Source organism: Serratia sp. PGPR-27 (assembly GCF_022678525.1).
Classification (GTDB): domain Bacteria; phylum Pseudomonadota; class Gammaproteobacteria; order Enterobacterales; family Enterobacteriaceae; genus Serratia; species Serratia nematodiphila.
In genome coordinates, this window is the sequence record NZ_JALBYS010000058.1 from 1 (window position 1) to 24600 (window position 24600).

Here is a 24600-nt window from a genome sequence, read left to right on the forward strand (position 1 = left end):
GTGTTCACCGTCCCCTTTTGATAGCGCAACGTACCTTACCAATGCGCGCGTCGCTGTCACAGGCGGCCGCGGGGAGAGAACTGATGAGTGTGGAGATCAATCAGGCGGTCGCGCAGAGCGGCCGGCGCAAGTTCAAATCGCTGCGCTGGTGGATGCTGGCGCTGTTCTTGCTGGGCGTCACGGTCAACTACATCACCCGCAACTCGCTGGGCATTCTGGCGCCGGAGCTGAAAACCAGCCTGAACATGAGCACCGAGCAATATGCCTGGGTAGTGGCGTCGTTCCAGCTGGCCTACACGGTGTTCCAGCCGATCTGCGGCTGGCTGATCGACGTCATCGGCCTGAAGATGGGCTTTCTGATCTGCGCCGGCATTTGGGCGGTGGTATGCATGCTGCACGCCGGCGCCGGCAGCTGGCTGCAACTGGCCATTCTGCGCTTCTTCATGGGGGGCGCGGAGGCGGCGGCTACCCCGGCCAACGCCAAGGCGATCTCCGACTGGTTCCCGAAAAAGGAGCGGCCGATCGCCGCCGGCTGGGCGGGCGTCGGTTTCTCCATCGGCGCCATGCTGGCGCCGCCGATCATCGTCATCGCTCATGTCTCCTTCGGCTGGCAGGGGGCGTTCCTGTTCTCCGGCGGGCTGGCGCTGATCTGGGTCGTGCTGTGGTGGCTGTTCTACCACTCCCCGCAGCAGCACCCGAACCTCAGCCAGCAAGAGCTGGATCTGATCCGCGAAGACAACGAGCCGGTGTTGCCGAAGCTGCCGTTTTTCACTTCGCTGGCCAGCCTGTGCAAGAACAAGAAGTTTTACGGCATCGCCATCCCGGCCTTTCTCGCCGAGCCGGCCTGGGCGGTCTTCAGTTTCTGGGTGCCGCTGTACCTGGCCACCGAACGCGGCATGGATCTGAAACAGATCGCGATGTTCGCCTGGCTGCCGTTCCTGGCGGCGGATATCGGCAGCGTCGCCAGCGGCTATCTCACCACCCTGTACCGCAAATGGTTCGGCTGCAGCCGCGTCAACTCGGTGGTCGCCAGCTCGGTGACCGGCGCTTTCCTGATGGTGTCGCTGGCGTTCGTGGCGATCACCCAAGATCCCTATGTGGCGATCGCGCTGATCTCGATCGGCGGTTTCGGCCATCAGGTGATCTCCTGCATGCTCAGCGCCCTGGTGGTGGAATCGTTCGATAAAAACCAGATGGCGACGGTCAACGGCATGCGCGGCTCCAGCGCCTGGATCGCCAGCTTCCTGTTCACGCTGCTGATCGGCGCGGTATCCGACACCATCGGCTTCAACCCGCTGTTCATCGCGATGGGCTTCTTCGATCTGATCGGCGCTGTGTTCCTGATTGCCCTGATCGCCGAGCGCGGCGGTAAGAAAACCCCTTCACACAGCTAAGTGGAATATGTATGAAAACCTTGAAAAATTGGACATTGGCGGCGCAGCATGCCGACCATGTCGAGCTGCTGGTCGATGAACGCCATCGTTTCTGCCTGTACGTGCTGGAAGACGGCCTGTTCCGCGTGTTGATCAAACGTGAGGGCGAGCTGGCGCTGGATCGCACCTGGAGCATCGCGCCGCAGAACGATGTGCCCTGGGAGGGGCGCGATCGGCTCAGCGTCGCCGGTTTCAGCCTGCCGGGCTATCAGCTGCGCCAGGCGGGCGATCGGCTGGTGGTCAGCACGCCGCTGCTGCGCGTGACGGTGCATCAGCCGCTGTGGTTGGAATGGGAGCATTGCAATGCCGCCGGCGAGTGGCGGCCGCTGGCGGCGGATCGGCCGACCAGCGCCTACCTGCTCAATGCGCACGGCGACGGCGTGGCGCACTACCAGCGGCGTTTTGCCGATGAGCGCTATTACGGCCTGGGGGAGAAAGCCGGCGATCTGGAACGCACCGGCCGCCGCTTCGAGATGCGCAACCTGGACGCAATGGGGTACAACGCCGCCAGCACCGATCCGCTGTACAAGCACATTCCGTTCACCATCACCCGCGGGCCGGAGGCGAGCTTCGGCCTGTTCTACGACAACCTGAGCAGCTGCTGGCTGGATCTGGGCAACGAGATCGACAATTACCATGCGGCCTATCGCCGCTATCAGGCCGAAGCGGGCGATCTGGATTACTACCTGTTCCTCGGGCCGAAGGTTTTGGACGTCACCAAGGCCTTCGTGCGCCTGACCGGCCGCACCCACTTCGGGCCGAAGTGGAGCCTGGGCTACAGTGGCTCGACCATGCATTATACCGACGCGCCGGACGCCCAGCAGCAGCTGCAGCAGTTCATTGCGCTGTGCCGCCAGCACGCCATTCCCTGCGACTCCTTCCAGCTGTCGTCGGGCTACACCTCGATCAACCACAAACGCTACGTGTTCAACTGGAACTACGACAAGGTGCCGCAGCCCAAGCTGCTCAGCCAGGCGTTTCACGACGCCGGCCTCAGGCTGGCGGCCAACATCAAGCCGTGCCTGCTGCAGGATCATCCGCAGTATCAAGAGGTGGCGGCGCAGGGGCTGTTTATCCGCGATTCGCAAAGCGACGCGCCGGAACGCTCCAGCTTCTGGGACGATGAAGGATCGCACCTCGACTTCACCAACCCGGCGACGGTGCGCTGGTGGCAGCAGGGCGTCACGCAGCAGCTGCTGGAGATGGGCATCGATTCCACCTGGAACGACAACAACGAGTACGAAGTGTGGGATGGCGAAGCGCGCTGTCACGGCTTCGGGCGGCCGATCGCCATCAAGCACATCCGCCCGGTGATGCCGCTGCTGATGATGCGCGCCTCGATGGAGGCCCAGCAGCGCTTCGCGCCGCAGAAGCGGCCGTACCTGATCTCACGCTCCGGCTGCGCCGGCATGCAGCGCTATGTGCAGACCTGGAGCGGCGACAACCGCACCAGTTGGCAGACGCTGCGCTACAACATTCGCATGGGGCTGGGCATGAGCCTGTCCGGCTTGTATAACCTCGGTCACGACGTCGGCGGCTTCTCCGGCGACAAGCCGGACGCGGAGCTGCTGGTGCGCTGGGTGCAAAACGGCGTGATGCATCCGCGTTTCACCATTCACTCCTGGAACGACGACGCCACGGTCAATGAGCCCTGGATGTACCCGGCCGCTACCCCGGCGGTGCGCGAGGCGATCAACCTGCGTTACCGGCTGCTGCCGTATTTCTACACCCTGTTGTGGCAGGCCTGCGCCGACGACGAGCCGATGCTGCGCCCGACTTTTCTCGATCACGAACAGGATGCGCGCACCTTTGGCGAAAACGACGATTTTCTAATCGGCCGCGATCTGCTGGTGGCCAGCGTGGTGGAGCCGGGGCAACGTCGCCGTTCGGTATATCTGCCGGATAATGGCGAAGGCTGGTACTGCTTCTACAGCGGCCAGTGGTTCGGCGGCGGGCAGACGGTGACGCTGGCGGCGCCGTTGGAGCGTCTGCCGCTGCTGGTGCGCGCCGGGGCGGCGCTGCCGCTGTCGCAGCGGCTGGCGCATGTGGACGTGGCCGCCGACGATCGGCGCGAGCTGCGGCTGTTTCCGCTCAAGGGGTGCGGCGTGAGCAGCGGGCTGTTGTTTGAGGACGACGGCGAAAGCGACGGTTGGCGGCAGGGCGATGCGCTGTGGCTGCGCTGGGAAATGCGCTGCGACCATCAGCGCATCATGCTGGACATCGCGACGGAAGGGCGTTTTCGTCCGGCCTGGCGCACGCTGACGCTCAGCCTGCCGGAAGGCGAAACGCGCGCGCTGTGGGTGAACGGCGAACCGGGCGAGCGTTTTACGCTGGAGTAGGGCTTACTCGGCCGCGCGCTTCTTGCGCGGCTTTTTAGCGACGGTGATGGTTTTCACCTCGCTTTCCACCCAACCATCCTGCAGGCGGGTTTTCAGCAGTTCGCCGACCTGCGCCTGCTTGGTGGTTTTCAGCAGCTCGCCGCGCGGAGTTTGCGTCACGCTGTAGCCGCGTGCCAGCGTCGCCAGCGGGCTGACGGTCTCCAGCTGGCTGCAGGCCACGCCGAAGCGCTGGCGGTAGGCGTTGAGCTGCCGCTCCATCGCCTGCTGCAGACGGTATTCCTGCTGCTGCACGCGCTGTTGGTAGCGGTGAATGCGGCCCTGCGGCTGCACCTGCGCCAGCCGCTGCTGGGCGCGCTCGCTGCGGCGGGCGGCCAGGCGCAGCTGTTGCTGCATGCCGTCTTCCATCCGGCGCTGCAGCTTGAACAGCAGCGTCTGCTGACGCGCCAGGCGCAGATGCGGATGCTGCTGCTGTAAACGGTGGTGAATGCGGGTGAACTGCTGCTGGCGCTGCGCCAGGTAGTAATCCATCGCCATCTCCAGCCGCTGCTGCTGCGACTGCAGCTGGCGCAACAGCTCAAGCTGATTGCGGCTCACCAGTTCGGCGGCGGCGGATGGGGTCGGCGCGCGCAGGTCGGCAACGAAGTCGGCGATGGTGACGTCGGTTTCATGGCCGACGGCGCTGACGATCGGAATGCGGCTGGCGAAGATCGCTCGCGCCACGCGTTCGTCGTTGAAGCTCCACAGATCCTCCAGCGAACCGCCGCCGCGGCCGACGATCAGCACGTCGCATTCATCGCGGCGGTTGGCGGCCTCGATGGCGCGCACGATCTGCATCGGCGCTTCGGCGCCCTGCACCGAGGTGGGGTAGATGACGATCGGCAGCGACGGATCGCGCCGCTGCAACACCTGCAGAATATCGTGCAGCGCCGCGCCGCTGGCGGAGGTGATCACCCCGACGCGTTTGGCCGGCGCGGGCAGCGGCTGCTTGAACTGCTGATCGAACAGCCCTTCGGCGCTCAGGCGCTGTTTCAGCTGCTCGAACTGTTGCTGCAGCAGGCCGTCGCCGGCGGGCTGCATGCTCTCGGCGATCAGCTGGTAGTCGCCGCGCGGTTCATACAGCGTGATGCTGGCGCGCACCAGGACCTGTTGGCCGTTTTGCGGCCGGAAGGTGACGCGGCGGTTGCTGTTGCGGAACATCGCGCAGCGCACCTGGGCGCGATCGTCTTTCAGCGTGAAATACCAGTGGCCGGAGGCGGGCTGGGAGAGGTTGGAGATCTCGGCGGAGAGCCAAATCTGCCCCATTTCCCTTTCCAGCAGTTGGCGAACCGTCTGATTGAGGCGGCTTACGGTAAAAATGGAAGGCGAAACAGGTAGCGACATGTGACCCAGATCAAATTTCAAAACAATCACTTAATTGGTCGATACTACATGGCTGAAAAAGGTAATCAAGACTTTTTGTAAGAAAGTGCTGGAGGCAACCGATTCCGCTCTGTATAATGCCGCGGCAATATTTTATCTTTTTCACAGCCCACCCTGGTGAGATATTGCCCATGCTACGTATCGCTAAAGAAGCTCTGACGTTTGACGACGTCCTCCTGGTTCCAGCCCACTCCACGGTTCTGCCTAACACCGCAGAGCTCGGCACTCAACTGACCAAAACCATCCGCCTGAACATCCCTATGCTGTCCGCAGCCATGGATACCGTTACCGAATCCGGCCTGGCCATCGCGCTGGCGCAGGAAGGCGGCCTGGGCTTCATCCACAAAAACATGTCCATCGAGCGCCAGGCTGAAGAAGTCAGCCGCGTGAAGAAACATGAAAGCGGCGTAGTCACCGACCCGCAGACCGTTACTCCGGCCACCACGCTGCAGGAAGTGAAAGAGCTGACCGCGCGCAACGGCTTCGCCGGTTATCCGGTCGTTACCGAAGACAACGAGCTGGTCGGCATCATCACCGGCCGCGACGTGCGTTTCGTGACCGATCTGACCCAGCCGGTCACTGCGGTGATGACGCCGAAAGATCGCCTGGTCACCGTGAAAGAAGGTGAAGCGCGCGACGTGGTGCTGCAGAAGATGCACGAAAAGCGCGTAGAAAAAGCGCTGGTGGTGGACGACAGCTTCCACCTGCTGGGCATGATCACCGTTAAAGACTTCCAGAAAGCGGAACGTAAGCCGAACGCCTGTAAAGACGAGCACGGCCGTCTGCGCGTGGGCGCGGCGGTCGGCGCCGGCGCCGGCAACGAAGAGCGCGTCGACGCGTTGGTGGCGGCGGGCGTTGACGTGCTGCTGATCGACTCCTCGCACGGCCACTCCGAAGGCGTGTTGCAGCGCATCCGCGAAACCCGCGCCAAATACCCGGATCTGCAGATCGTCGGCGGCAACGTCGCGACCGCCGCGGGCGCCAAAGCGCTGGCTGAAGCCGGCGTGAGCGCGGTGAAAGTGGGTATCGGCCCTGGCTCCATCTGCACCACCCGCATCGTGACCGGCGTGGGCGTGCCGCAGATCACCGCCATCGCCGACGCGGTGGAAGCGCTGGAAGGCACCGGCATCCCGGTTATCGCCGACGGCGGCATCCGCTTCTCCGGCGATATCGCCAAAGCGATCGCCGCGGGCGCCTCTTGCGTGATGGTTGGCTCCATGCTGGCGGGCACCGAAGAATCTCCGGGCGAAATCGAGCTGTATCAGGGCCGTTCGTTCAAATCTTACCGCGGCATGGGCTCGTTGGGCGCGATGTCCAAAGGCTCTTCCGACCGTTACTTCCAGACCGATAACGCCGCGGACAAACTGGTGCCGGAAGGTATCGAAGGCCGCGTGGCCTATAAAGGCATGCTGAAAGCCATCGTGCACCAGCAGATGGGCGGCCTGCGCTCCTGCATGGGCCTGACCGGCTGCGCCACCATCGACGATCTGCGCACCAAGGCGGAGTTCGTGCGCATCAGCGGCGCCGGCATTCAGGAAAGCCACGTGCACGACGTGACCATCACCAAAGAGTCACCGAACTACCGCATGGGCTAATGCCTTAACCTCTCCTGAGTGAGAGGCCGGGGTGGGGCGCCAAGCCCCATCCCGAAACACACATTTTCGCTCTTTTTCTCTTGTTGCTGGAATTCGCCTCACATGACACAAAATATCCATAAGCATCGCATCCTCATACTGGACTTCGGTTCGCAATACACCCAACTGGTCGCCCGCCGCGTGCGCGAAATCGGCGTTTACTGCGAACTGTGGGCCTGGGACGTTAGCGAAGCGCAGATCCGCGAATTCAACCCAAGCGGCATCATCCTGTCCGGCGGCCCGGAAAGCACCACCGAAGCCGGCAGCCCGCGCGCCCCGGACTACGTGTTCAACGCCGGCGTGCCGGTGCTGGGCGTGTGCTACGGCATGCAGACCATGGCGATGCAGCTGGGCGGCCATGTGCAGGGCTCCAACGAACGCGAGTTCGGCTACGCGCAGGTGGAAATCGTCAACGAGAGCGCGCTGCTGCGCGACATCGAAGACGCCATCAGCCCGGCCGGCAAACCGCTGCTGGACGTGTGGATGAGCCACGGCGACAAAGTGACCGCGATCCCGTCCGACTTCGTGACCGTCGCCAGCACCGACACCTGCCCGTTCGCCATTATGGCCAACGAAGAAAAACGCTTCTACGGCGTGCAGTTCCACCCGGAAGTGACCCACACCCGTCAGGGCCAGCGCATGCTGGAGCGCTTCGTACTGGACATCTGCCAGTGTGAAGCCCTGTGGACGCCGGCCACCATTATTGAAGATGCAGTTGAGCGCATCCGCGAGCAGGTGGGTGAGGACCACGTGATCCTCGGCCTGTCCGGCGGCGTTGACTCCTCCGTCACCGCGATGCTGCTGCACCGCGCCATCGGCAAACGCCTGACCTGCGTGTTCGTCGACAACGGCCTGCTGCGCTTGAACGAAGCCAAGCAGGTGATGGAAATGTTCGGCGACCACTTCGGCCTGAACATCGTGCACGTCGAGGCGGAAAACCGCTTCCTGACCGCGCTGGCGGGCGTCGACGAGCCGGAAGCCAAGCGTAAAATCATCGGCCGCGTGTTCGTTGAAGTGTTCGACGAAGAAGCCTGCAAGCAAGAGCAGGTGAAATGGCTGGCGCAGGGCACCATCTACCCGGACGTGATCGAATCCGCCGCTTCCGCCACCGGCAAAGCGCACGTGATCAAATCGCACCACAACGTGGGCGGCCTGCCGAAAGAGATGAAGCTGGGCCTGGTCGAGCCGCTGAAAGAGCTGTTCAAAGACGAAGTGCGCAAAATTGGCCTGGAACTGGGCCTGCCGTACGACATGCTGTACCGTCACCCGTTCCCGGGCCCGGGTCTGGGCGTGCGCGTGCTGGGCGAAGTGAAGAAAGAGTACTGCGATCTGCTGCGCCGCGCCGACGCCATCTTCATCGAAGAGCTGCACAAAGCCGATCTGTACAACAAAGTCAGCCAGGCGTTCACCGTGTTCCTGCCGGTGCGTTCGGTCGGCGTGATGGGCGACGGCCGCAAATACGACTGGGTGGTCTCCCTGCGTGCGGTAGAAACCATCGACTTCATGACCGCGCACTGGGCGCATCTGCCGTATGACTTCCTCGGCCGCGTCTCCAACCGCATCATCAACGAAGTGGACGGCATCTCCCGCGTGGTGTACGACATCAGCGGCAAGCCGCCGGCGACGATTGAGTGGGAGTGATCCCGCGTCCGGCACAGACTGGCACCAAGAAGCATTAAAACACCCCTAAGCCCGCGTAATTGCGGGCTTTTTTCGTTCTTGGCGTAGCACTGTCTGGCAAATTTTCGCATCGCCAAGCACACCGTTTCTATGGCATGGTAGATGGTACGATTTGAACCTGATGCCATGTTCGGCACTCGATACCATGCCGCCTCTGATGGGGTGTTCATGGTATCGAATTTAGGTAACGCATTGTCCTTAAAGAAGTTTTTTGAGGATTTGTGGGGCTTTTTGAGCATGGTATTTTTGAGAGGAAACCCAACCCGACCATGCTGACTGATACCAAGCTGCGCAACCTCAAGCCAAAGGACAAGCTCTACAAAGTGAATGACCGTGACGGCCTCTACGTGGCCATCACCCCTGCGGGTTCGATTTCGTTCCGCTACAACTACTCGATCCACGGCAGGCAAGAGACCATCACCTTCGGCCGCTATGGTGTCGGAGGGATCACGCTAGCGGAAGCTCGCGAACGGCTGGGCGAAGCCAAGAAGATGATCGCCGCAGGGAAATCTCCAGCCAAGGAGAAAGCGCGGGACAAAGCCCGCGTCAAGGATGCTGAGACATTCGGCGCGTGGGCCGAGAAGTGGTTGCGCGGCTATCAAATGGCAGATTCCACCCGCGACATGCGCCGTGGAACATACGAGCGAGAGCTAAAGCCGAAATTCAGCAACAGGAAACTGATAGAAATTACCCACGAGGACTTGCGGGCGCTGACTGATGCCATCGTGGAACAAGGCAGGCCATCAACGGCCGTGCTTTGCCGCGAAATTATGATGCAGGTCTTCCGCTGGGCTATCGAACGCGGACAGAAGGTTGAGAACCCGGCCGATTTGGTGCGCCCGTCAACTATCGCCAAGTTTGAGCCGCGAGATCGAGCACTGACGCCCGAGGAAATTGGCTTGATGTACCAGTACATGGAGCGTATCGGCACCACACCTTCAATTCGAGCGGCTGCCAAGCTGCTGTTGCTAACGATGGTTCGCAAAAGCGAACTGACCAACGCAACGTGGAACGAAATCAATTTCACCGACGCGCTCTGGACAATCCCCAAGGAGCGGATGAAGCGCCGCAATCCCCATTTGGTGTTCCTGTCGAGGCAGGCGCTGGATATTTTCATCGCGCTGAAGACCTTCGCCGGCGGTTCGGAATACATTCTGCCATCACGTTATGACTCAGACTTGCCGATGAGCAGCGCAACGCTCAATCAGGTGCTTACCCTTACCTATCGGCTGGCCCAGAAGGAAGGGCAGTCACTTGGCAAGTTTGGACCGCACGACTTGCGGCGCACAGCCAGCACGCTGTTGCATGAGGCGGGCTATAACACCGACTGGATCGAGAAGTGCCTTGCGCACGAACAGAAGGGCGTTCGTGCCATCTACAACAAGGCCGAGTACCGCGATCAGCGCCGGGCGATGCTCCAAGATTGGGCCGACATGATCGACGAGTGGACAATCAGGAAGACCCGCCTCAAGGACTGATTCGGAGCCTAGAGACCTGCATTCTGTAGCGAAATGCCCACTTCGGTGGGCTTTTTTTTGTCCGAAAAACGATGAATTTCCGGACGCGATAAATTGGGTTTAAGTGCCTATTGCAAACCTAATTAAAACAGCGGTTTGCGTTATCAAGATTGTCCGTCAAACGTTGAATTTACGGACACTAAGTGATTGATTTAATTGAAAAAATATGATCGTATATGCTGGAATTTTCCGGAATTGTGTAGCAATAATTAAACCTCGGATGATGACAAAACGAGGTATTCGGTGTGGAAAAAGAATTAAGGAGAGCAAGTAAAGTTCTCATTAGCAAAAAGCAGCTGCTGGAGATGATTCCGCTGTGCGAGCGCACGATCTACAACTTTGAAAAGCAGGGGAAATTTCCTCAGCGCATTGCGCTCAGTAGCCGCAAGGTCGTGTGGGATTTGGCGGAGGTCGAGGCATGGATTGATGCGTGCAAACATTCCAGCCCGGCCCCTCGTCCCGGAATGGGGGCCTGAATTGTGGCGGCCAACTTGCAGGCGACATTTACGAGTAGACCGCTTGTACTGGGCTTAATACAGCTCCGGTTGGGCCGTGCATGAGTAGCCGAAACAGCGGTCTTAAGCCCATAGGCGCGGTAATAGGCGACTCTGGCGGGCTACTGGAACGCCTTGAAAATATCGGGAAGCGGAACAGTGACCGAACTCCGGCTGCTGAACGCGGTAGACCGTCTAACGTCTCGACCGTGCATGAACAGATGGAAAGGGCAAAAGAGCGGGACAAAGCGTTGTCACTTGTCCGCAAGCCTCCACAAGGCGACGCTCAGCCAGATTTTTTTGCGCCCAGCCTTTATGACGTGGGCGGCCGCGACAATCGCAGCGTCATGGATGTGGCCGTGTTCCGTTTATCCAAGAAGGACAAGCGAGCCGGAGAACTGATCCGCTACGACCTGCCGGATGGATACGTGGAAGTGTCCGCAGGAGCGCACGGAATGGCCTCCATTTGGGACTACGACATTGTGCTGATGATGGTGTCTCACTTGACCGAAGCTATGAACCGCTATCGAGAAGGAAAGGGTGGCAAGCCGGGGAGAGTGTTTCGGCTGCATGTTAGCGACATCCTCAGATTTGCCCGACGTGGTAACGGTAGTAGTCAGGTTAAGGGAGTGGAAGCCGCGCTAGATCGGTTGCGGGGTACTACCATCAAGACAGTGCGCGAAAGCGGCAAGTTTCGGACAACCGAAGCCGAGGGGCTGATCGCGCGCTATCGTGTTCTGTCACGCACGGACACCAAGAAGATAAGTTCTGTCGAGATTGAAGCCCCGGAGTGGATTTATCGAGAAGTCACCGAGGGCAAGCGGCCGGAGGTACTTACAGTACACCGGGACTACTTTCTGATCGAGCCGGGCATAGGACGCTTTATCTACCGACTGGCTCGCCGTGCCGCAGGCAGGGATAGCGCTAAATGGGCTTTCAAGACCCTTTACGAACGCAGTGGAAGCGGTGGCTCGTTCAAAAAATTCTGTTTCTTCCTTCGCGGGATCATCAAAGCCGATGACCTGCCTGAATATGCCTTGTGCGAAGAAGCGGGGAAGGATGGCCCTCTACTGGTCATGAGGCACCGCAATTCCTCGTCGGAACCGCTGGGCGGTTCCTAATAGACGGTGAGTGAGATCGCAAAAGAGCCCCGTTGCGGGCTTTTTTCATTTTGATTGACGGACAGTTGGCGGACAAAGTGGGAACAACCCGCCACGCTGTGGATAGAGTGTCTATTAGGAACCTGAAACCGTCTATTAGGAACCGTTTCGCCGTCTATTGGGAACCGGTATCCGTCTATTAGGAACCGGCATCGCGCGTAATCCATTGAATTAAAAGATTAAATTTCCTTCTTTTTACGCTAAATCTTTTAAAACTATATATAAAACTGTTTAAAACCCTTTTGCCTGTGCATAAGTCGATGGCCCCCATCCGTTAGTTCGGAACTCCTATTCGTGCGAAATCGCGCCACGATCCAAAAGCGTGGCCCCTTGCGGGGTTCCCACCGCTTCGCGGCAGCTCCCCTCCCTCATGAAAGGCGTTCGCTCCGCCCCAAGGCGCTGGCCGAGCTTGCTGCCGTGGGTTGGAGGCTGGACGAGTACGCTAAGGGCAAAGGAGAAACGGGCGACCCAAGGCATCCGACCGTAACGCCGCTCCCCCCCTGTTTAACGGCACCCCACCCCCTGTTTAACGGCACCCGGCCGGTTTCTGAAAACCCAGCAACGGCGGGCGTTTGCGGGCCGTTCGCAAATTCCATCTAAGATTCTCTAAGAATCCCCAGCATGCGCGCTAAGTGCCGCGCCTTGATGGCGCAGCTCCTAGCTTGCTGCTCTTGGTCGGCCTACGGCCGTTGGGCACCAAAAAAGGTAGGGCGGGCCTGCCGTCGCCGACGCGGCTAGTTCCGTGGATTACCCACCGGTCGCAGCACCTGGTCGAGCCGTTGAAACCAGCAAAAAGACGCTCAGGCACCAAAAAGGGAAGGGCAGGGCCAAAATCGACATAAGGCCTCTTACGGCCTGCGAAAGCGTCCAAAATCCCTCCTGTATGGGCCGTGGCGGCGTTTTTTCAGTGTCGGAATGTTGTTGTGACTGTCATGTGTGAAAACTTCTCACAGAGCGATACAGGCCGTTATTGCGGTGTGTAATAGACGGAGATGCTGCGGCAGGAAAACAAAACCCCGCACTCAGGCGGGGTTGTGGGTGATGGAACTGGCTGTGCGCGTCAGCGATTGATGACCCTGCGTCGCTGCCGTTCTTCCTCTTCCATCTGAAGGATGGCCATTCTCACACGCTCTACCAATACCACCTGATTCTTGCTGCCGAAAAGTGGCATGCGATTAAGCATACCCATGCGGCCGTAGAAATGCGCAGCGGCAGGCAGAGCCAATCGGTTCACCCGATGCTGTAGTGCCGTGTACTGCTTATCCAGTGCATCGAGCTGCGGGCCAAAGCCTTTGCGTCGGAGCCATTGGCCAAGCGCCCACATACCAATACCGAGAACAAAAAAGCCGCCGAGCATCATCAGGCCAAAAAATACATCGTTCATCATGATTACGCCTCCGATTGAGAGTTAACGCCAGAATCCATGCCGGGCACATTGAGCGCGCCGACATTTCCGGTCCTAGCTGTGTCCGATGTCGGACGAATAATGTTGGATTCCGCTTGTGTAGTCGGCTCTGCGCCGTCGTCAGGTGTTGGACTGTCGCCGCCGGGGACGGGAGGGGGAGACCCGGTGCCCCCGAGCGAAAGCCCGTGGGAGCTTTCCATACCGGGTACGCTGATAGCGCCCAGCACGCCAAGCGCCCGTGTGGCCACCTCGGCGCCCTGCGCAACAACCTTGCCGTTGCCGCCGGTCCCTTCTTTTGGTGTCATCTGCCGTTGCTGAGCGACGGCCTGCTGATCCGTATCGTCGTCACCGCCCTTGGCCGCTCTTCCGGCCTGTTTGGCGGCTTGTTTCAAGCCGCTGCCTGCTTCTTGGCTAGCTGGCGAAGCGGCCGCCGACACTGGATTCGCCGATCCTGACGCGGCACCACCCCCGACGCGAGAACCTGCGGCCTTTGCGGCCGCACCGCTGCCCCATCCTGTGCTTGCGCCAATTCCAGCGCTGCTGACGCCCGTCGCACCACCGATGCCCCCTGCGGTACTGCCGCCTGCCATGCTGGCGTTCAGTGCGGAGGCCAGTCCACCACCCGCGGCACTGGCAGCGCCTCCGCCAGTTCCTGCGGCCCCTAGTGCTCCTGCGGCCGGGGCTGCTGCCCCTGCTGTTGCAACAGTAGCGACTGCGGCCGCCGCACCGGCTGCACCGGCTGCGGCCATGTCCCCAATTGCAGAGCCGCCGCCCATCGACGTGCCGCTAATCATGCCGCCGATCAGTTCAGGGATGGTTTTGGTCAGGTAGGCGCACACCAAAGACAGGCCGACCAAGGTCATCAACGACGCTTCGTCGTTGGTGTAGGCTGCCGACCATTCTGCGGAAACCTGCATGATCAGACCCACAATCAGAGTCAGGACAAACAGCTTGGCACCTACCGCAACGGCATAGCGAATGGGAGCCAGTGCATATTCGCGTGTCCATTGAGAGCCACCGAAACCCATAAACAGGACGGCGGCATTGATGATGACGTAGGCCTCTACCAGCGTCACGAACACCAGAGCCGCTATAAACGTAAAACACATCAGGACGATCAATGCAGATACGGCCACCACAACCGATGTGATTGGGCTGAACATCGAAACACCGGCCGTCAGCACCTGCCGTGAAAAGTCCACAGCAGTTGAGAACATATCCCCCGGCATCAGCTCCGCACTACCCAACCCTGCCGCGTGCGCCCCGGCCTGCCGGAAGCTGTTGACGATGGCCCCGCCCCACTCGGTCGCGTGATCGAGCATCGCATAGAAGAACCCTATCACGAGGATGAATTTCACCAGTTCATGGAGGATGTCGCCCAGTTCAGCCCCGCGCATGACCAAAGGAGCAAAAGTCCAAACTAACTGGATGACGGCAAGGCATCCCAAGAGCCACAAGGCGTAATCATGCAGGCGCGGTGCCCATTGGTTTGAAGCGTTCTGAATCAGCCGCAGAAGGCTGTTCATAGACGTGTTGCTCTGCGCCAAATCGACCCCGGCAGCCATCGCACTAGTTGCGGATAGCAAGAGCACCGCGCCGACAAGTGCGTAAACGGTTGAACGTCGCATAGTCAGAACCCCTCAGACGGGCCGCGAGTGTTTGGGCGGCTGCGGAATTGGTCATCCTGATGGCCATTGCCGACCGCTGCGCATTCCGGCGCGGCGGCGTTCGTGACGACCACGGCCGTCAGTGCCGACCCACCAAGGGCCGAGACGAGACAGAGGGCGGCAATCAGCGCCTTAGAAATCATCATGGTTAGAACCCCTCAGACGGGCCGCGTGTATTTTCACGGCTGCGGAATTGCTGTTCGGAGGCATCGCTAACGGACTGTCGTTCGTTTTGCTGCGCCATGTAGTTGCCTTGCAGGGTGATCTGTGTGGCCACCAGATCGCGCAGCTTCTGGAGCTGCTGCACGTTCTGCGCCGCAATCTCGTTCCCTGCTTGAATGGCCTGCTGGCGACCAACGGCCGACTGTGAACGGCTTACCAACTGGTCCAGCATCGCGTTCTCATCCTCGAATGTGCTGGTATTCACGCCAGCGGCCTGCATGGCCGTGCGGGCGTTATCGAAGCCGGATTGTGCCCAGTCCCGATAGCGCTGCGGCATGTTGTTTTGCCCTTGGCCAATCGAGTTCAGATAGCTGTCATAGCCCTTGAACTGCTGGCGAAACTGTTCGTCCAGATTGCTGATGTTGCGGCCGAGCGACTGCGCCGAGTTGTAGACGCTGGCCACGCGCTGGAGGTCGCCAGTGATGGTGTTGAACATGCGGCTGGGCAGTGACATGCCCTGCTTAATCATGTTGTCGTACTGCTGGATCTGCGTCTGCAACTGCTGCGCGGTGTTCAGTTGCGTATTCACCGCTTCGGCGTATTCGTACATCTGCTGATAGAACGTAGAGCAGTTCGAGCAGTAGATGGCATAGGCCGGAGCCGGTGCCATGTAGAGACTTACACCAAGGCCTGCGCTCGCCATTGCTAGAGCGAGCGCCGCGCCTCGACCGAATTTTCGGGCGGCATAAGCCGACGCTTTTTGCGATTCCATTTCCATACCGAATACCTCATTCTGTCATCGTCCGAGGTTTGATTATTGACCGATATGGAGCGGTTTTAAATATGCGGATAATCTTGTATCCGCATAGAATTCAATGATTTATGTCCGTAAACTGTCCGTCAATCTTCACGAGATTGTTTCTCAACGCTATGATTTTGATCGCGTTTTTCTTGACGCGTGAAAGGGGCTCGGCTGTCCGGTTTGATACGTTTTGCGGACAAAAAAAGCCCACCGAAGTGAGCTTTTGATAAGGCGGTGCGCGGCGTCAGTGGGCAGCGTAATAGGGATTCTGTGCGCGATAAAGGTCACGCTCCGGTTCAGGGATGTGTAGCGTTTCAAGGTGCCAATCTTCAAGTGAAGAAGCCAGCTCGGCCGCTATGCGCTGGGCTTCCATAACGCTCTTGCTAGGCCGTCCACTGGCTCGACCGAGGCAGGCTTGCAGTTCGTTGAGTTGATTGGCCAATGCGCTGATGCGGTGAGCTGTCTTCATGATCAATTCCCCTTGCTAATCCTTTCCACGATTTTGTCGAATTCTTCTCGGACTTGATCGTCCGTAAGCTCAAGATTAACCAATCCTGACTTTATTGCAATTCTTCCGATTCTTTCGGCTGCCTCATTGTCGAGTTTTGCCAATCTGGCTTTCGCCATTTCAAGCTCCGAAAGGGCATCAGAACGGCGCTCTGCGAGGGTTTTTCGTGCCATGATTACTCCGTTGTTTCTTGATGATCGAGTTTCGAAAAAAGCGCGTAAACGGAGGCTATGTTCTCACCCGGGTCGAGCAATTTACAAGACTTAGATTTGGCTGGCCTAGCTGATGGCCTCTCAAAGCCCCCTCCTTTTGGTGTCAGTACGTCCTTGATGCTCATGAACTCAGTCGGAAACGCGTTTTTATGCGAATGTATGCGATTCTATGCGATTAGAAGAATTGATTAATGCGATGCTACGCGAGTGTATGCGAATTAGCGCGAATGTACGCGATTACGCCATATTTTACTGGCGATTCTGCTCCAGTCGCATAGAATCGCAGAGAGGTAGCAGGCAGGATGTGTGTTGTACCGGTACGGGCAAGCCCGCACCAGTCCAACACCGCCCCTTACTCACCTGCGGTTCGACGGCATCCTGCTCTGCGAGGCTGACGGTCGCTGCCGCGACAAAGGAGCCACGGGCACCAAAAAGGAGGCGCAAGCCGGGCAAGACAACGACACCAATCCGCGCCATCGGGCGCGATGGAAAAGGGGCACTGATGAGTGACGAAGAACAGAAACCGAAAGGGAAGGGCCGAGGAACCCGACCCCGAGGCCAACGAATAGAGGTATGGGTGAACAACGACGAAAAGGCCGAGCTGGCCGACCGGGCTGCTCAGTCCGGTTTGTCGTTGTCCGCCTACATGAAAGCGGCCGGACTGAACGCGCCTATCCGGGCAAGGGCTGACCTGTCAGCCGTGGCCGATCTTGTGCGAGTGAATGGCGACCTTGGCCGGGTGGCCGGGTTGTTGAAATTGTGGCTTGCGGAGAAGCGTGGGCAGAGTGCCCGGTCTATGGACATTGAGAAGGTAATGATCGAATTTAGAGCCTTGCAGGCTTCTATCAGAGAGAAAATGAGCGCTATAGTTGTGTCTCGGAAATGAGCTGATCATAGGAGATAGGTTGCTAATTCTATCTGTCACTTTTATCTGTTAGAGCACAACTGAAGGCAAAGAGGCGAGCGTTTTTCATAAAGTGAGTGTTTATATGGGGGGGAGTGTGAGTAATTATTTTAACGACAGTCCAATTGAGAGGCGAGAAGAAGATCTATACGGTGTGACCTCTTTTTCAGAGGCTCTCGCAAAAAGTATATTAAATATTAAGGATCCGATTGGAACAACAATTGCTTTAAATGGAGCATGGGGGTCAGGCAAAAGCAGTACAGTTAATCTTATTAGAGCGGAGCTTTCGGAAGCAAAAGATTCCCATTTGATTGTCACTGAGTTTAAATGTTGGTGGTATAGAGGAGAAGAGGCCCTGGCGCTCGCCTTTCTTCAACAATTAAACTCTGTTTTGGGTGAACAATTTGGTGACAAAACTCGTAAATTAGTTCGAAAATTGGGTCGCGGCATTCTCCAAGCCGGTCCTGTTATAGGCCCCGCAATTGCATTAACTCCGGTAGGTTGGTTGTCTGGGTTAGTCGGCGGCTTGTTTGATGTAGCGAAGCGGTTGTTTCCAGATGAAGAGCCCCTAGAGACAGTGTTTCGAGAGCTGTCAAAAGTACTTGAGGCAGAGAATCGACGATTCCTCGTCATAATTGATGACATGGATCGTCTATCTTCGGAGGAGGCACTTGCTATATTTCGTCTTATTAAGTCAGTAGGACGATTGCCGAATGTGATGTATCTTGTTGTTTTTGACAGGCAACTAGCAGATAAAGCGATTAACGAAAAATATCCGTCAGAAGGGCCGCATTTTTTAGAAAAGATAATACAGGCCGGTTTTGAGCTACCAATGCCAGTGTCGACTGACTTAAACAATGCGGTACTCGCTTCCATTGATGAGATTTGCGGAACTCCCAGCGAAGATCAGCTAGTGCGCTTCATGAATGTATTCTATGATGTCGTTGCTCCATACATAACTTCGCCTCGCCACGTTAGCCGATTTCAGAATGCAATTAGCGTAACTTGGCCAGCAATTGCTGGAGAGGTAAATTTAGCTGATTTCGTTGCTTTAGAAATTATAAGACTTTATGAGCCGACGCTATTTTCTGCGATAAAGGGAAATAAAAGCCTCGTATGCGGAACCAAAACAGAAAATAATAACAATAATGATGATCGATTTTCGATCTTCTTAAATGGGATAGAGGAGGGGCGCCAAGACGTCGCAAAGACCGCCCTCCAGCGACTTTTTCCTCGACTGGAGAGTATAGGATATGGAGGTGAATGGATAAGTGAGTGGAGTTCAGAAAGACGTGTTTGTGTTGAAGCTCATTTCGATACTTACTTTAGATTAAATCTCAGTGATGAGGTGTTGTCTGGCAAAGCGATTGATGAATTAATAGAGAAAGCAGGTGATTCTGATTACATTAAAAAAGTATTCATGGATGCTGCGAATGCAAGGCGCAGAACTGGGCAATCAATGGTGCCAGTTTATTTCGATGAGCTTACAACTCATGGAAAGCGGGTAGATAAAGATAAAGTGAGGCCACTTTTAAGTGCGCTTTTTGAAATTCATGATGCGATTGATCTTAAGATTGATGCTGATAGTGGATTCATGGCGATGGCGAATACAACTCTTCGCTATCACTGGTTAATCAGAAAATTAACTCGAAATAAATTTAGTATTGAAGAACGTACGGATATGTACTTAAAGGCGACGGAGGCCGCGTCGCTCGGTTGGCTTATCAATTTTGTATCTTCTGCTCGTGGGGACTATCAGGTGCGAGAAGATAGACAGCCTACAGCGGAAGAAGATTGTCTTGTATCTGAAAACGTATTGCCTGAACTTACAAAACGGGCACTAAATGCGATCCGAACATCTAGTGCTGATGGCTCTCTTTTGGTCCATAAGGACCTACTATATATATTATATCGTTGGATTGATTTTATGGGCGGTGATCCAACGGAAGCTCGTGCGTGGACTGATTCCCTTTTGGACGATCGAAAGGCTCTCCTAATACTCGTAAAAGTCATGACAGGGGCATCGTGGTCTATGGGGATGGGAGGTTTTGGCTCGCTTGGAGATCGAGTGTCAAAACGGACAGTTAGAGCGCAAATTTCCGATGACTCTCCTGTGATTGATGCAAGGAAGTTCCGTGCAGCCATTGAGAAAATTGCGAACGATAAAAACTCATCAGATGATGAAATTGCGTCCATCCAGACTCTCCTGTCCGCATGGGATCATCGCGCTAGGGGAGAAGATTGAACTGAAAAGTCGACCGCGCGATGAGGTTTTGGTGGGGCACCCGATCATAGGAATTAATCGCCATAGTCTTCTAGAGCCGGCGCGCGGTTGAGTCAGCTATTCTTGCGGAGATTTCTAATATGAAGTGGTGATTTGACGGCGTGAAGCTTACAATTGATACTATAGGCTTATTTTTTAATTGCGTTGTCAACCGATAAGTGAGGGGATTCTTCTAATTGGCCATTTTCCATTTTCCTTTACTTTTTTGGGTGCCATCCACATCTGATGACGTTTCTAGAGCTCATTTCAAATTGACTGGCCGAAAATGGGATGTGTCGATTTTTGATTTGTATTCTCTTGCAGCGGAAGGCCATCAGATGCGAATGCCAGTCGAATTAATGCAGGTCTTTTTGCCGCGCGTTAATCTTGAAATTGCCGTTGAAGCTGAGGAGCACTCCGCCGCATGCCGTCAGTTAGATATTCTGCGTGCAATGCTATATAGCAGGGGATTAGCTCCGACGCTTGCGCCGTTCGCAACCAATTATTCCTTGAATGCATATGCTGGTATCAACGGGCGCTCCTCTGATCTGACAAAAGATAAATTGCACAAAGGGTTGCAGACTGGCATTAATCTCAAAGATGCGAAAGTTGAGGGGTGGCCGTATGAACTTTCACTGATGTGTTTGCGTGGCGACCCCGAACAATTATCGAATACAGTGCGTGAGGATGTTTTTTTGTCAGCCGTTCAAGATTCGTTACTTTGGCGCAATTTAGAAGATAAAAATCCGCCGGCTAAAGTTATACGAGCTGCGTTGGCCAAAGCGCCTCTAATGCCTGATATATCCTCATCAATATTGCACATGTGGCAAGCGTTAGAAAACATCATACGAATTCAGTCAGAGATTACGTATCGCACGTCGTTATTACTGGCTGAGTTGTGCGCACCAATTCAGCCCCGTTCGTTAACCTACGACACGGCAAAAAAGAGTTACGGAGACCGCAGTAAGATCGCACACGGTTCAAGTTCATCTGTGGATATTTTTCAATGGATGCGGGCTTGGGGGCTATTGCAAAAGACATGTCAGGCAATTTTGCTACGGGGCGGAATCCCGTCTGCAGATGAACTGACTAGAGAGCTTTTGGCACACTAGCGCTTTGTATAACTTCAACGAGGAGGACGGCACCAATGAAGGGCAGATCGCATGATGCGGCGATGGCCGAGCACTTCCGCGCTGATCCTACCTATGCAGCGGAGCTGCTGGCCGAAGTCCGCCGCGACGGCAATCCGGCCGAGTTGGCCATTCTGTTGCGGCAGATGGCCAAGGCCTCGGCAGGTGATGAAAGGTCGGATGACACCGATACAAAGCGCGCTCTACCTCTCTGATTTGAGCATGGTATTTTTCATGGTTCGGCAAATAGGTATGGTATCAATATGCTGATTTATATGGTTGTTTTCAGGTAATTTACAATTGAGTGGGAGTGATTTCGCGTCTGGCACGGTCAGGTATCATATAGCAGAAAAATGCTTATAAACCCGCGATATTGCGGGTTTTTTTTAGAGTGGTATTGTCTGGTACAGCTTGGCAGCCTCAAGCAAAATTTTTCATGGCATCAAACTTGGTATCATGGGCTTGTCTATATTGACCAAATTTTTGATCGTGCTTCTGTACATTGGAGGCCACACTGTTTGCGTCACGGTTCCGAAGAGAAAGTGATAAGCCTGAGAGCGTTGTGTGACGGAACTGTGGGATGCGTAGATCATTTTCACGTATGAATGATCCGCTTAGTTGGAAGGATGGAAGGATGGAAGGAAGGTCCCGATAATATCTGATGGAGTGATGATTTTTGTTTTAATATATGCGATTTAATGTAGTTTAATACGATGAAATGCGAATAAACGCGATTTTGTGCGATTCATGGTTTTAATGGCCAATGTTCGCAAATAATCACGTTCAAATACCGGCAAGCTGGATTGAACAGTGGTCACTATAGTATCTGGAACGGGGCTTCATGTACTGGCAAAGCTATGCAGTCACAATATTGGCTACCATGTACGAAGAATGCGTAAACGCTAAATAATTAGGTAGGGGATGTAAATGCAGCTTGATTCGATAAAGGTAGAAAAATTCAAACGTATTGATGCTATAGATTTGAAACTTGCTGACTTAAATATACTTGTTGGATCGAATGGCAGTGGGAAATCGTCTATCCTTCAGGCATTGCATTTGGCCTCCTGCCTCATGCGTCAGGCTGAGCGCATACGAGCAGGGGCGACTGTCATGGTACGCGTGAGCGACCTCGACTATCTTCCGTCCGATGAGTATTGGCGGCTTGGTCATGGTGCAGATTGGGGTAATAGGGCGAATAGCCCTTCCTCTAAAGTTTCTTTCAATTTTCGCCGTGATGACGGAGATAATGTCACCGCCAAGCTTGAAATGCGCTCGGCGCGAAACGCTGGTATCTCAGTACAGGGAGAGCTTCCGGACATAGTCAGACCTCAATTTCGTGGCGCAGAGGTATTTTTTAGTGGTTTCATTCCGGGAATATCAGGTATTCCAAATGTGGAGCAAAAAAATTCGAAACGAGTCGTACTGAAAGCCTGCTCCTTCGGGGATTCAAATGTTTATCTTCGAAATGCCCTCCACCTACTCTCTCTAGAGGACATAAATCAAATCGAAATGTGGTTGGAGCCGCTTTTAGGACAGTTAAAACTGACTGTTAAGTTTGACGAGGCGTCTGACTTCGACATTAACGCCGAGGCACAGATAGATGAAAAGAGGGTGCCACTGGAATTGCTCGGCACTGGATATCTGCAGCTTATACAAATCTTTTGCTACATCTTGCTGTTTAAGCCAAAAATCCTTTTGATCGACGAACCAGACATCCATCTTCACCCAAGCGTACAGGAGAAGCTTGCGCAGCAGTTGCTGGATATTGCTCGCTTGCAGGGCATCAAAATTGTGATGACAACGCATTCACCCTTCATCGTTCGCGGCGCTCCTGCAGACACTAACGTCGTCTGGCTGGCAAATGGTGAGAAAAAGTCTGATGATCGAACAGAAGTTGAGTTGGCCCTTGGATGGGGCGCTTTTGGAAAAAAAGTTATCGTGGTTAGCGAAGATGCCAAGAACGACTTGCTGAAAAAGCTTATTCATCAATGGCCGGAAATCGAGCGGGCTGTCACTGTGCTACCTGGCAGGGGTTATAAACATCTTTTGACTAAAGATGAGGCTATGGAACTCCGGAAGTCTCTCGGTGATAAGTTCAAGTTGCTGGTACATCGGGATCGAGATTCGTTAACGGATGATGAGGTCGTGGAGCTTAGGAACGCATACAATAGCGACGGAATTCGGCTATGGCTGACCGATCAATCTGACCTGGAGGCAGAATTTTGCGACCCTGGGTTTTTGTCCGCTTTGACCGGAGAACCTATACACACATGCGAGGGCTGGCTGGCGGAGATTACGATCCAGAACCAGGTGCCAATAAGGGAGCAGTTTGCTAGGCAACGTGCGGCGCACAACGATGAATTACATAAGGCAGGGGGTAGTCCCACCAACGATGAGGTGTGGGCGGCGTTTCAAGGCCGTTCGCTAAAAGGTGCCAAAGGAAAATTCATTTTTAATCAGTTGAAAAATAAAGTACCAGCAAATGCGTTCTCTGAGTCCACTGTTGAGGCACTCGCTGACTACCCTCAGCGCGCTGCGAGTCTAAAGGCCAACCTTGAGGATCTACTCGCTTAGCGACAGCTCTCTGACCTGTTAACCGCGTCCCAGGGGAATGACATTTGGGTATCAGTAGAGCATATTTTCGACCTTTAACTGTGTCATGGCATCTTGCATGGTATTAATTTGTTAACAGCTATGCAATACGTTGATTTTTAATGATCTTGTCTTCAAAAAATAAGAGTGAGTGTGATTTACCCCCTCACAGCCTATTCACAAATAAGCCGAAGTAACTAAAACCCTCTGTTTTTACAGAGGGGTTTTTCTTTATATGGCCATGTCTTTTCTGTCTGTTGTCAGCCATGAGGTAAATCATGGGTAAAACAGAACATTGCTTGTGGTCTAAATGTCTAAATATAGAATATATTCAGACCTTAATATGATTGGTAGCGCCTGGGGGCACGATGAAAGTAGAGACCATCAGCTACGTTAAAAAAAACGCGGCCACGCTCGATCTCTCTGAGCCTATCCTGGTCACGCAAAATGGGGTTCCCGCCTACGTGATAGAATCCTATGAGCAGCAGCAGGAACGAGAGAACGCCATTGCTCTGCTTAAATTGCTGACGCTGTCAGAGAAAGATAAAGCGGAAGGGCGTGTGTTCTCGAAGGAACCGCTGTTGGATGGGCTTTAAGCATTACAGTGCGCAACATTAAGGGATTGCAATGGAACCGCCGGTGACATTTGAGTATACGCTTACGGTAAAGCACGGCATTGACTCCATTGTCACACCGGCAGGATATCCAGCAGCTGCTGTTTAAGCGTTTAATCATGGCCTGATAGCCCTCAATATGCGCTAGCCCGCCCCCCACTGCGTCAGCAGCGCATGCAGCCTGGCCGGCTCCAGCGGCTTGCGCAGCACCAGATAGCCTTCCTGCTCGGCCTCCTGCAGGATCGGTGAATTGAACTCGCCGCTGACCATCGCACCGCTTACGTCCGGCAGGCGTTCGAACAGCGCCTGCAGGATGTCGAAGCCGCTCTCGCCGGAACGCAGGCGCTGGTCGCACAGCACGGCGAACGGCGTGAAGCCGCCGTCGACAATGGCGAAGGCTTCCTCGGCGGAGGCCGCGCAGCGCACGGTGATGCCCCAGGTACTCATCAGGCTCTCCCAGGCGGAGGTCACCAAGGGATCGTCGTCCACCACCAGGCAGGCGCCGCGCAGCGGTGCATAGCGGGTAGGCGTGGCGGTGTTGTCGTAGGCGGCGGCGGTTTCCGGCGCTTTATCTTCGCCGATGTATTGCGTGAAGCGCATCCAGAAGCGTGAGCCTTTGCCTTCGACGGAGTGCATGCCGTATTTCACCTTCATCAGCTTGGCGC

General features: G+C 55.8%; 21 protein-coding genes. 13 read left to right on the top strand and 8 right to left on the bottom strand.

What is annotated here, in order from left to right; translation table 11 throughout:
• Window positions 1–83: 83 nt before the first annotated feature.
• Entirely contained in the window at window positions 84–1394 is a 1311-nt protein-coding gene (locus MMS95_RS22650; protein WP_015378771.1) for an MFS transporter, read from the top strand.
• Between the two features lie 11 nt (window positions 1395–1405).
• Entirely contained in the window at window positions 1406–3772 is a 2367-nt protein-coding gene (locus MMS95_RS22655) for a glycoside hydrolase family 31 protein (protein ID WP_242142316.1), read from the top strand.
• Window positions 3773–3775: 3 nt separating this feature from the next.
• Here the strand turns inward: MMS95_RS22655 and xseA are convergent, their stop codons facing one another.
• Window positions 3776–5152, bottom strand: coding sequence for an exodeoxyribonuclease VII large subunit (xseA, locus tag MMS95_RS22660; protein ID WP_004941456.1), 1377 nt, complete (start codon window positions 5150–5152; stop codon window positions 3776–3778).
• Window positions 5153–5322: 170 nt separating this feature from the next.
• Between xseA and guaB the strand changes: the two genes are divergently transcribed.
• The 5 genes from guaB (at window position 5323) to MMS95_RS22685 (ending at window position 11637) form a co-directional block, all read left to right on the top strand.
• The gene (guaB, locus tag MMS95_RS22665) at window positions 5323–6786 is read left to right on the top strand and encodes an IMP dehydrogenase (protein WP_004941460.1); all 1464 of its coding nucleotides are present in this window, start codon (window positions 5323–5325) and stop codon (window positions 6784–6786) included.
• Window positions 6787–6888: 102 nt separating this feature from the next.
• Window positions 6889–8466 carry a glutamine-hydrolyzing GMP synthase gene (gene guaA, locus MMS95_RS22670; RefSeq protein ID WP_015378768.1) on the top strand — a complete coding sequence of 526 codons (1578 nt, stop codon included), beginning with the start codon at window positions 6889–6891 and terminating at the stop codon, window positions 8464–8466.
• A gap of 308 nt (window positions 8467–8774) precedes the next feature.
• Window positions 8775–9983: a site-specific integrase gene (locus MMS95_RS22675; protein WP_024248387.1), complete on the top strand. Its 1209-nt coding sequence runs from the start codon at window positions 8775–8777 to the stop codon at window positions 9981–9983.
• 284 nt (window positions 9984–10267) lie between these two features.
• Entirely contained in the window at window positions 10268–10498 is a 231-nt protein-coding gene (locus MMS95_RS22680) for an AlpA family phage regulatory protein (protein ID WP_000410046.1), read from the top strand.
• A gap of 80 nt (window positions 10499–10578) precedes the next feature.
• Window positions 10579–11637 (top strand): replication initiator protein A, encoded by a 1059-nt coding sequence (locus MMS95_RS22685; protein WP_347340965.1) that lies wholly within the window; start codon window positions 10579–10581, stop codon window positions 11635–11637.
• A 1099-nt stretch (window positions 11638–12736) separates the two neighbouring features.
• Here the strand turns inward: MMS95_RS22685 and MMS95_RS22690 are convergent.
• The 6 genes from MMS95_RS22690 to MMS95_RS22715 all read right to left on the bottom strand — a co-directional run bounded on the left by MMS95_RS22690 (window position 12737) and on the right by MMS95_RS22715 (window position 16393).
• Window positions 12737–13063: a hypothetical protein gene (locus MMS95_RS22690; RefSeq protein WP_032422808.1), complete on the bottom strand. Its 327-nt coding sequence runs from the start codon at window positions 13061–13063 to the stop codon at window positions 12737–12739.
• A 2-nt stretch (window positions 13064–13065) separates the two neighbouring features.
• Window positions 13066–14709, bottom strand: coding sequence for a P-type conjugative transfer protein TrbL (gene trbL / locus MMS95_RS22695; protein ID WP_242142318.1), 1644 nt, complete (start codon window positions 14707–14709; stop codon window positions 13066–13068).
• 2 nt (window positions 14710–14711) lie between these two features.
• Window positions 14712–14894: a hypothetical protein gene (locus MMS95_RS22700; protein ID WP_004690111.1), complete on the bottom strand. Its 183-nt coding sequence runs from the start codon at window positions 14892–14894 to the stop codon at window positions 14712–14714.
• Between the two features lie 2 nt (window positions 14895–14896).
• Entirely contained in the window at window positions 14897–15688 is a 792-nt protein-coding gene (trbJ, locus tag MMS95_RS22705) for a P-type conjugative transfer protein TrbJ (protein WP_070748707.1), read from the bottom strand.
• A 268-nt stretch (window positions 15689–15956) separates the two neighbouring features.
• Window positions 15957–16181, bottom strand: a complete 225-nt coding sequence (locus MMS95_RS22710) for a hypothetical protein (RefSeq protein WP_016943284.1) — start codon at window positions 16179–16181, stop codon at window positions 15957–15959.
• Between the two features lie 2 nt (window positions 16182–16183).
• Window positions 16184–16393 carry a TraC family protein gene (locus tag MMS95_RS22715; protein WP_000101767.1) on the bottom strand — a complete coding sequence of 70 codons (210 nt, stop codon included), beginning with the start codon at window positions 16391–16393 and terminating at the stop codon, window positions 16184–16186.
• Between the two features lie 541 nt (window positions 16394–16934).
• Between MMS95_RS22715 and MMS95_RS22720 the strand changes: the two genes are divergently transcribed.
• From MMS95_RS22720 to MMS95_RS22745, 6 genes are all read left to right on the top strand, one after another.
• Window positions 16935–17318, top strand: a complete 384-nt coding sequence (locus MMS95_RS22720) for a conjugal transfer protein TraJ (protein ID WP_032422801.1) — start codon at window positions 16935–16937, stop codon at window positions 17316–17318.
• 115 nt (window positions 17319–17433) lie between these two features.
• The gene (locus MMS95_RS22725; RefSeq protein WP_236935012.1) at window positions 17434–19581 is read left to right on the top strand and encodes a P-loop NTPase fold protein; all 2148 of its coding nucleotides are present in this window, start codon (window positions 17434–17436) and stop codon (window positions 19579–19581) included.
• Window positions 19582–19796: 215 nt separating this feature from the next.
• Window positions 19797–20711 (top strand): hypothetical protein, encoded by a 915-nt coding sequence (locus MMS95_RS22730; protein ID WP_227501394.1) that lies wholly within the window; start codon window positions 19797–19799, stop codon window positions 20709–20711.
• Between the two features lie 35 nt (window positions 20712–20746).
• A complete protein-coding gene (locus MMS95_RS22735) occupies window positions 20747–20944 on the top strand; it encodes a hypothetical protein (RefSeq protein WP_001749826.1) in 198 nt (65 codons plus the stop codon).
• Between the two features lie 712 nt (window positions 20945–21656).
• The gene (locus MMS95_RS22740; protein WP_242142321.1) at window positions 21657–23303 is read left to right on the top strand and encodes an AAA family ATPase; all 1647 of its coding nucleotides are present in this window, start codon (window positions 21657–21659) and stop codon (window positions 23301–23303) included.
• Between the two features lie 386 nt (window positions 23304–23689).
• Window positions 23690–23917: a type II toxin-antitoxin system Phd/YefM family antitoxin gene (locus MMS95_RS22745; RefSeq protein WP_242142323.1), complete on the top strand. Its 228-nt coding sequence runs from the start codon at window positions 23690–23692 to the stop codon at window positions 23915–23917.
• A 162-nt stretch (window positions 23918–24079) separates the two neighbouring features.
• On the opposite strand, the gene MMS95_RS22750 is transcribed toward MMS95_RS22745, so the two are convergent.
• Window positions 24080–24600 (bottom strand): response regulator (locus tag MMS95_RS22750; RefSeq protein ID WP_242142325.1); only part of this gene is annotated, 521 nt, incomplete at its 5' end.

Coding starts and splice junctions, on each gene's coding strand:
- MMS95_RS22650 (WP_015378771.1), top strand. CDS start 84: ATGAGTGTGGAGATCAATCAGGCGGTCGCGCAGAGCGGCCGGCGCAAG.
- MMS95_RS22655 (WP_242142316.1), top strand. CDS start 1,406: ATGAAAACCTTGAAAAATTGGACATTGGCGGCGCAGCATGCCGACCAT.
- xseA (WP_004941456.1), bottom strand. CDS start 5,152: ATGTCGCTACCTGTTTCGCCTTCCATTTTTACCGTAAGCCGCCTCAAT.
- guaB (WP_004941460.1), top strand. CDS start 5,323: ATGCTACGTATCGCTAAAGAAGCTCTGACGTTTGACGACGTCCTCCTG.
- guaA (WP_015378768.1), top strand. CDS start 6,889: ATGACACAAAATATCCATAAGCATCGCATCCTCATACTGGACTTCGGT.
- MMS95_RS22675 (WP_024248387.1), top strand. CDS start 8,775: ATGCTGACTGATACCAAGCTGCGCAACCTCAAGCCAAAGGACAAGCTC.
- MMS95_RS22685 (WP_347340965.1), top strand. CDS start 10,579: ATGAGTAGCCGAAACAGCGGTCTTAAGCCCATAGGCGCGGTAATAGGC.
- MMS95_RS22690 (WP_032422808.1), bottom strand. CDS start 13,063: ATGATGAACGATGTATTTTTTGGCCTGATGATGCTCGGCGGCTTTTTT.
- trbL (WP_242142318.1), bottom strand. CDS start 14,709: ATGCGACGTTCAACCGTTTACGCACTTGTCGGCGCGGTGCTCTTGCTA.
- MMS95_RS22700 (WP_004690111.1), bottom strand. CDS start 14,894: ATGATGATTTCTAAGGCGCTGATTGCCGCCCTCTGTCTCGTCTCGGCC.
- trbJ (WP_070748707.1), bottom strand. CDS start 15,688: ATGGAAATGGAATCGCAAAAAGCGTCGGCTTATGCCGCCCGAAAATTC.
- MMS95_RS22710 (WP_016943284.1), bottom strand. CDS start 16,181: ATGAAGACAGCTCACCGCATCAGCGCATTGGCCAATCAACTCAACGAA.
- MMS95_RS22715 (WP_000101767.1), bottom strand. CDS start 16,393: ATGGCACGAAAAACCCTCGCAGAGCGCCGTTCTGATGCCCTTTCGGAG.
- MMS95_RS22720 (WP_032422801.1), top strand. CDS start 16,935: ATGAGTGACGAAGAACAGAAACCGAAAGGGAAGGGCCGAGGAACCCGA.
- MMS95_RS22735 (WP_001749826.1), top strand. CDS start 20,747: ATGAAGGGCAGATCGCATGATGCGGCGATGGCCGAGCACTTCCGCGCT.
- MMS95_RS22740 (WP_242142321.1), top strand. CDS start 21,657: ATGCAGCTTGATTCGATAAAGGTAGAAAAATTCAAACGTATTGATGCT.
- MMS95_RS22745 (WP_242142323.1), top strand. CDS start 23,690: ATGAAAGTAGAGACCATCAGCTACGTTAAAAAAAACGCGGCCACGCTC.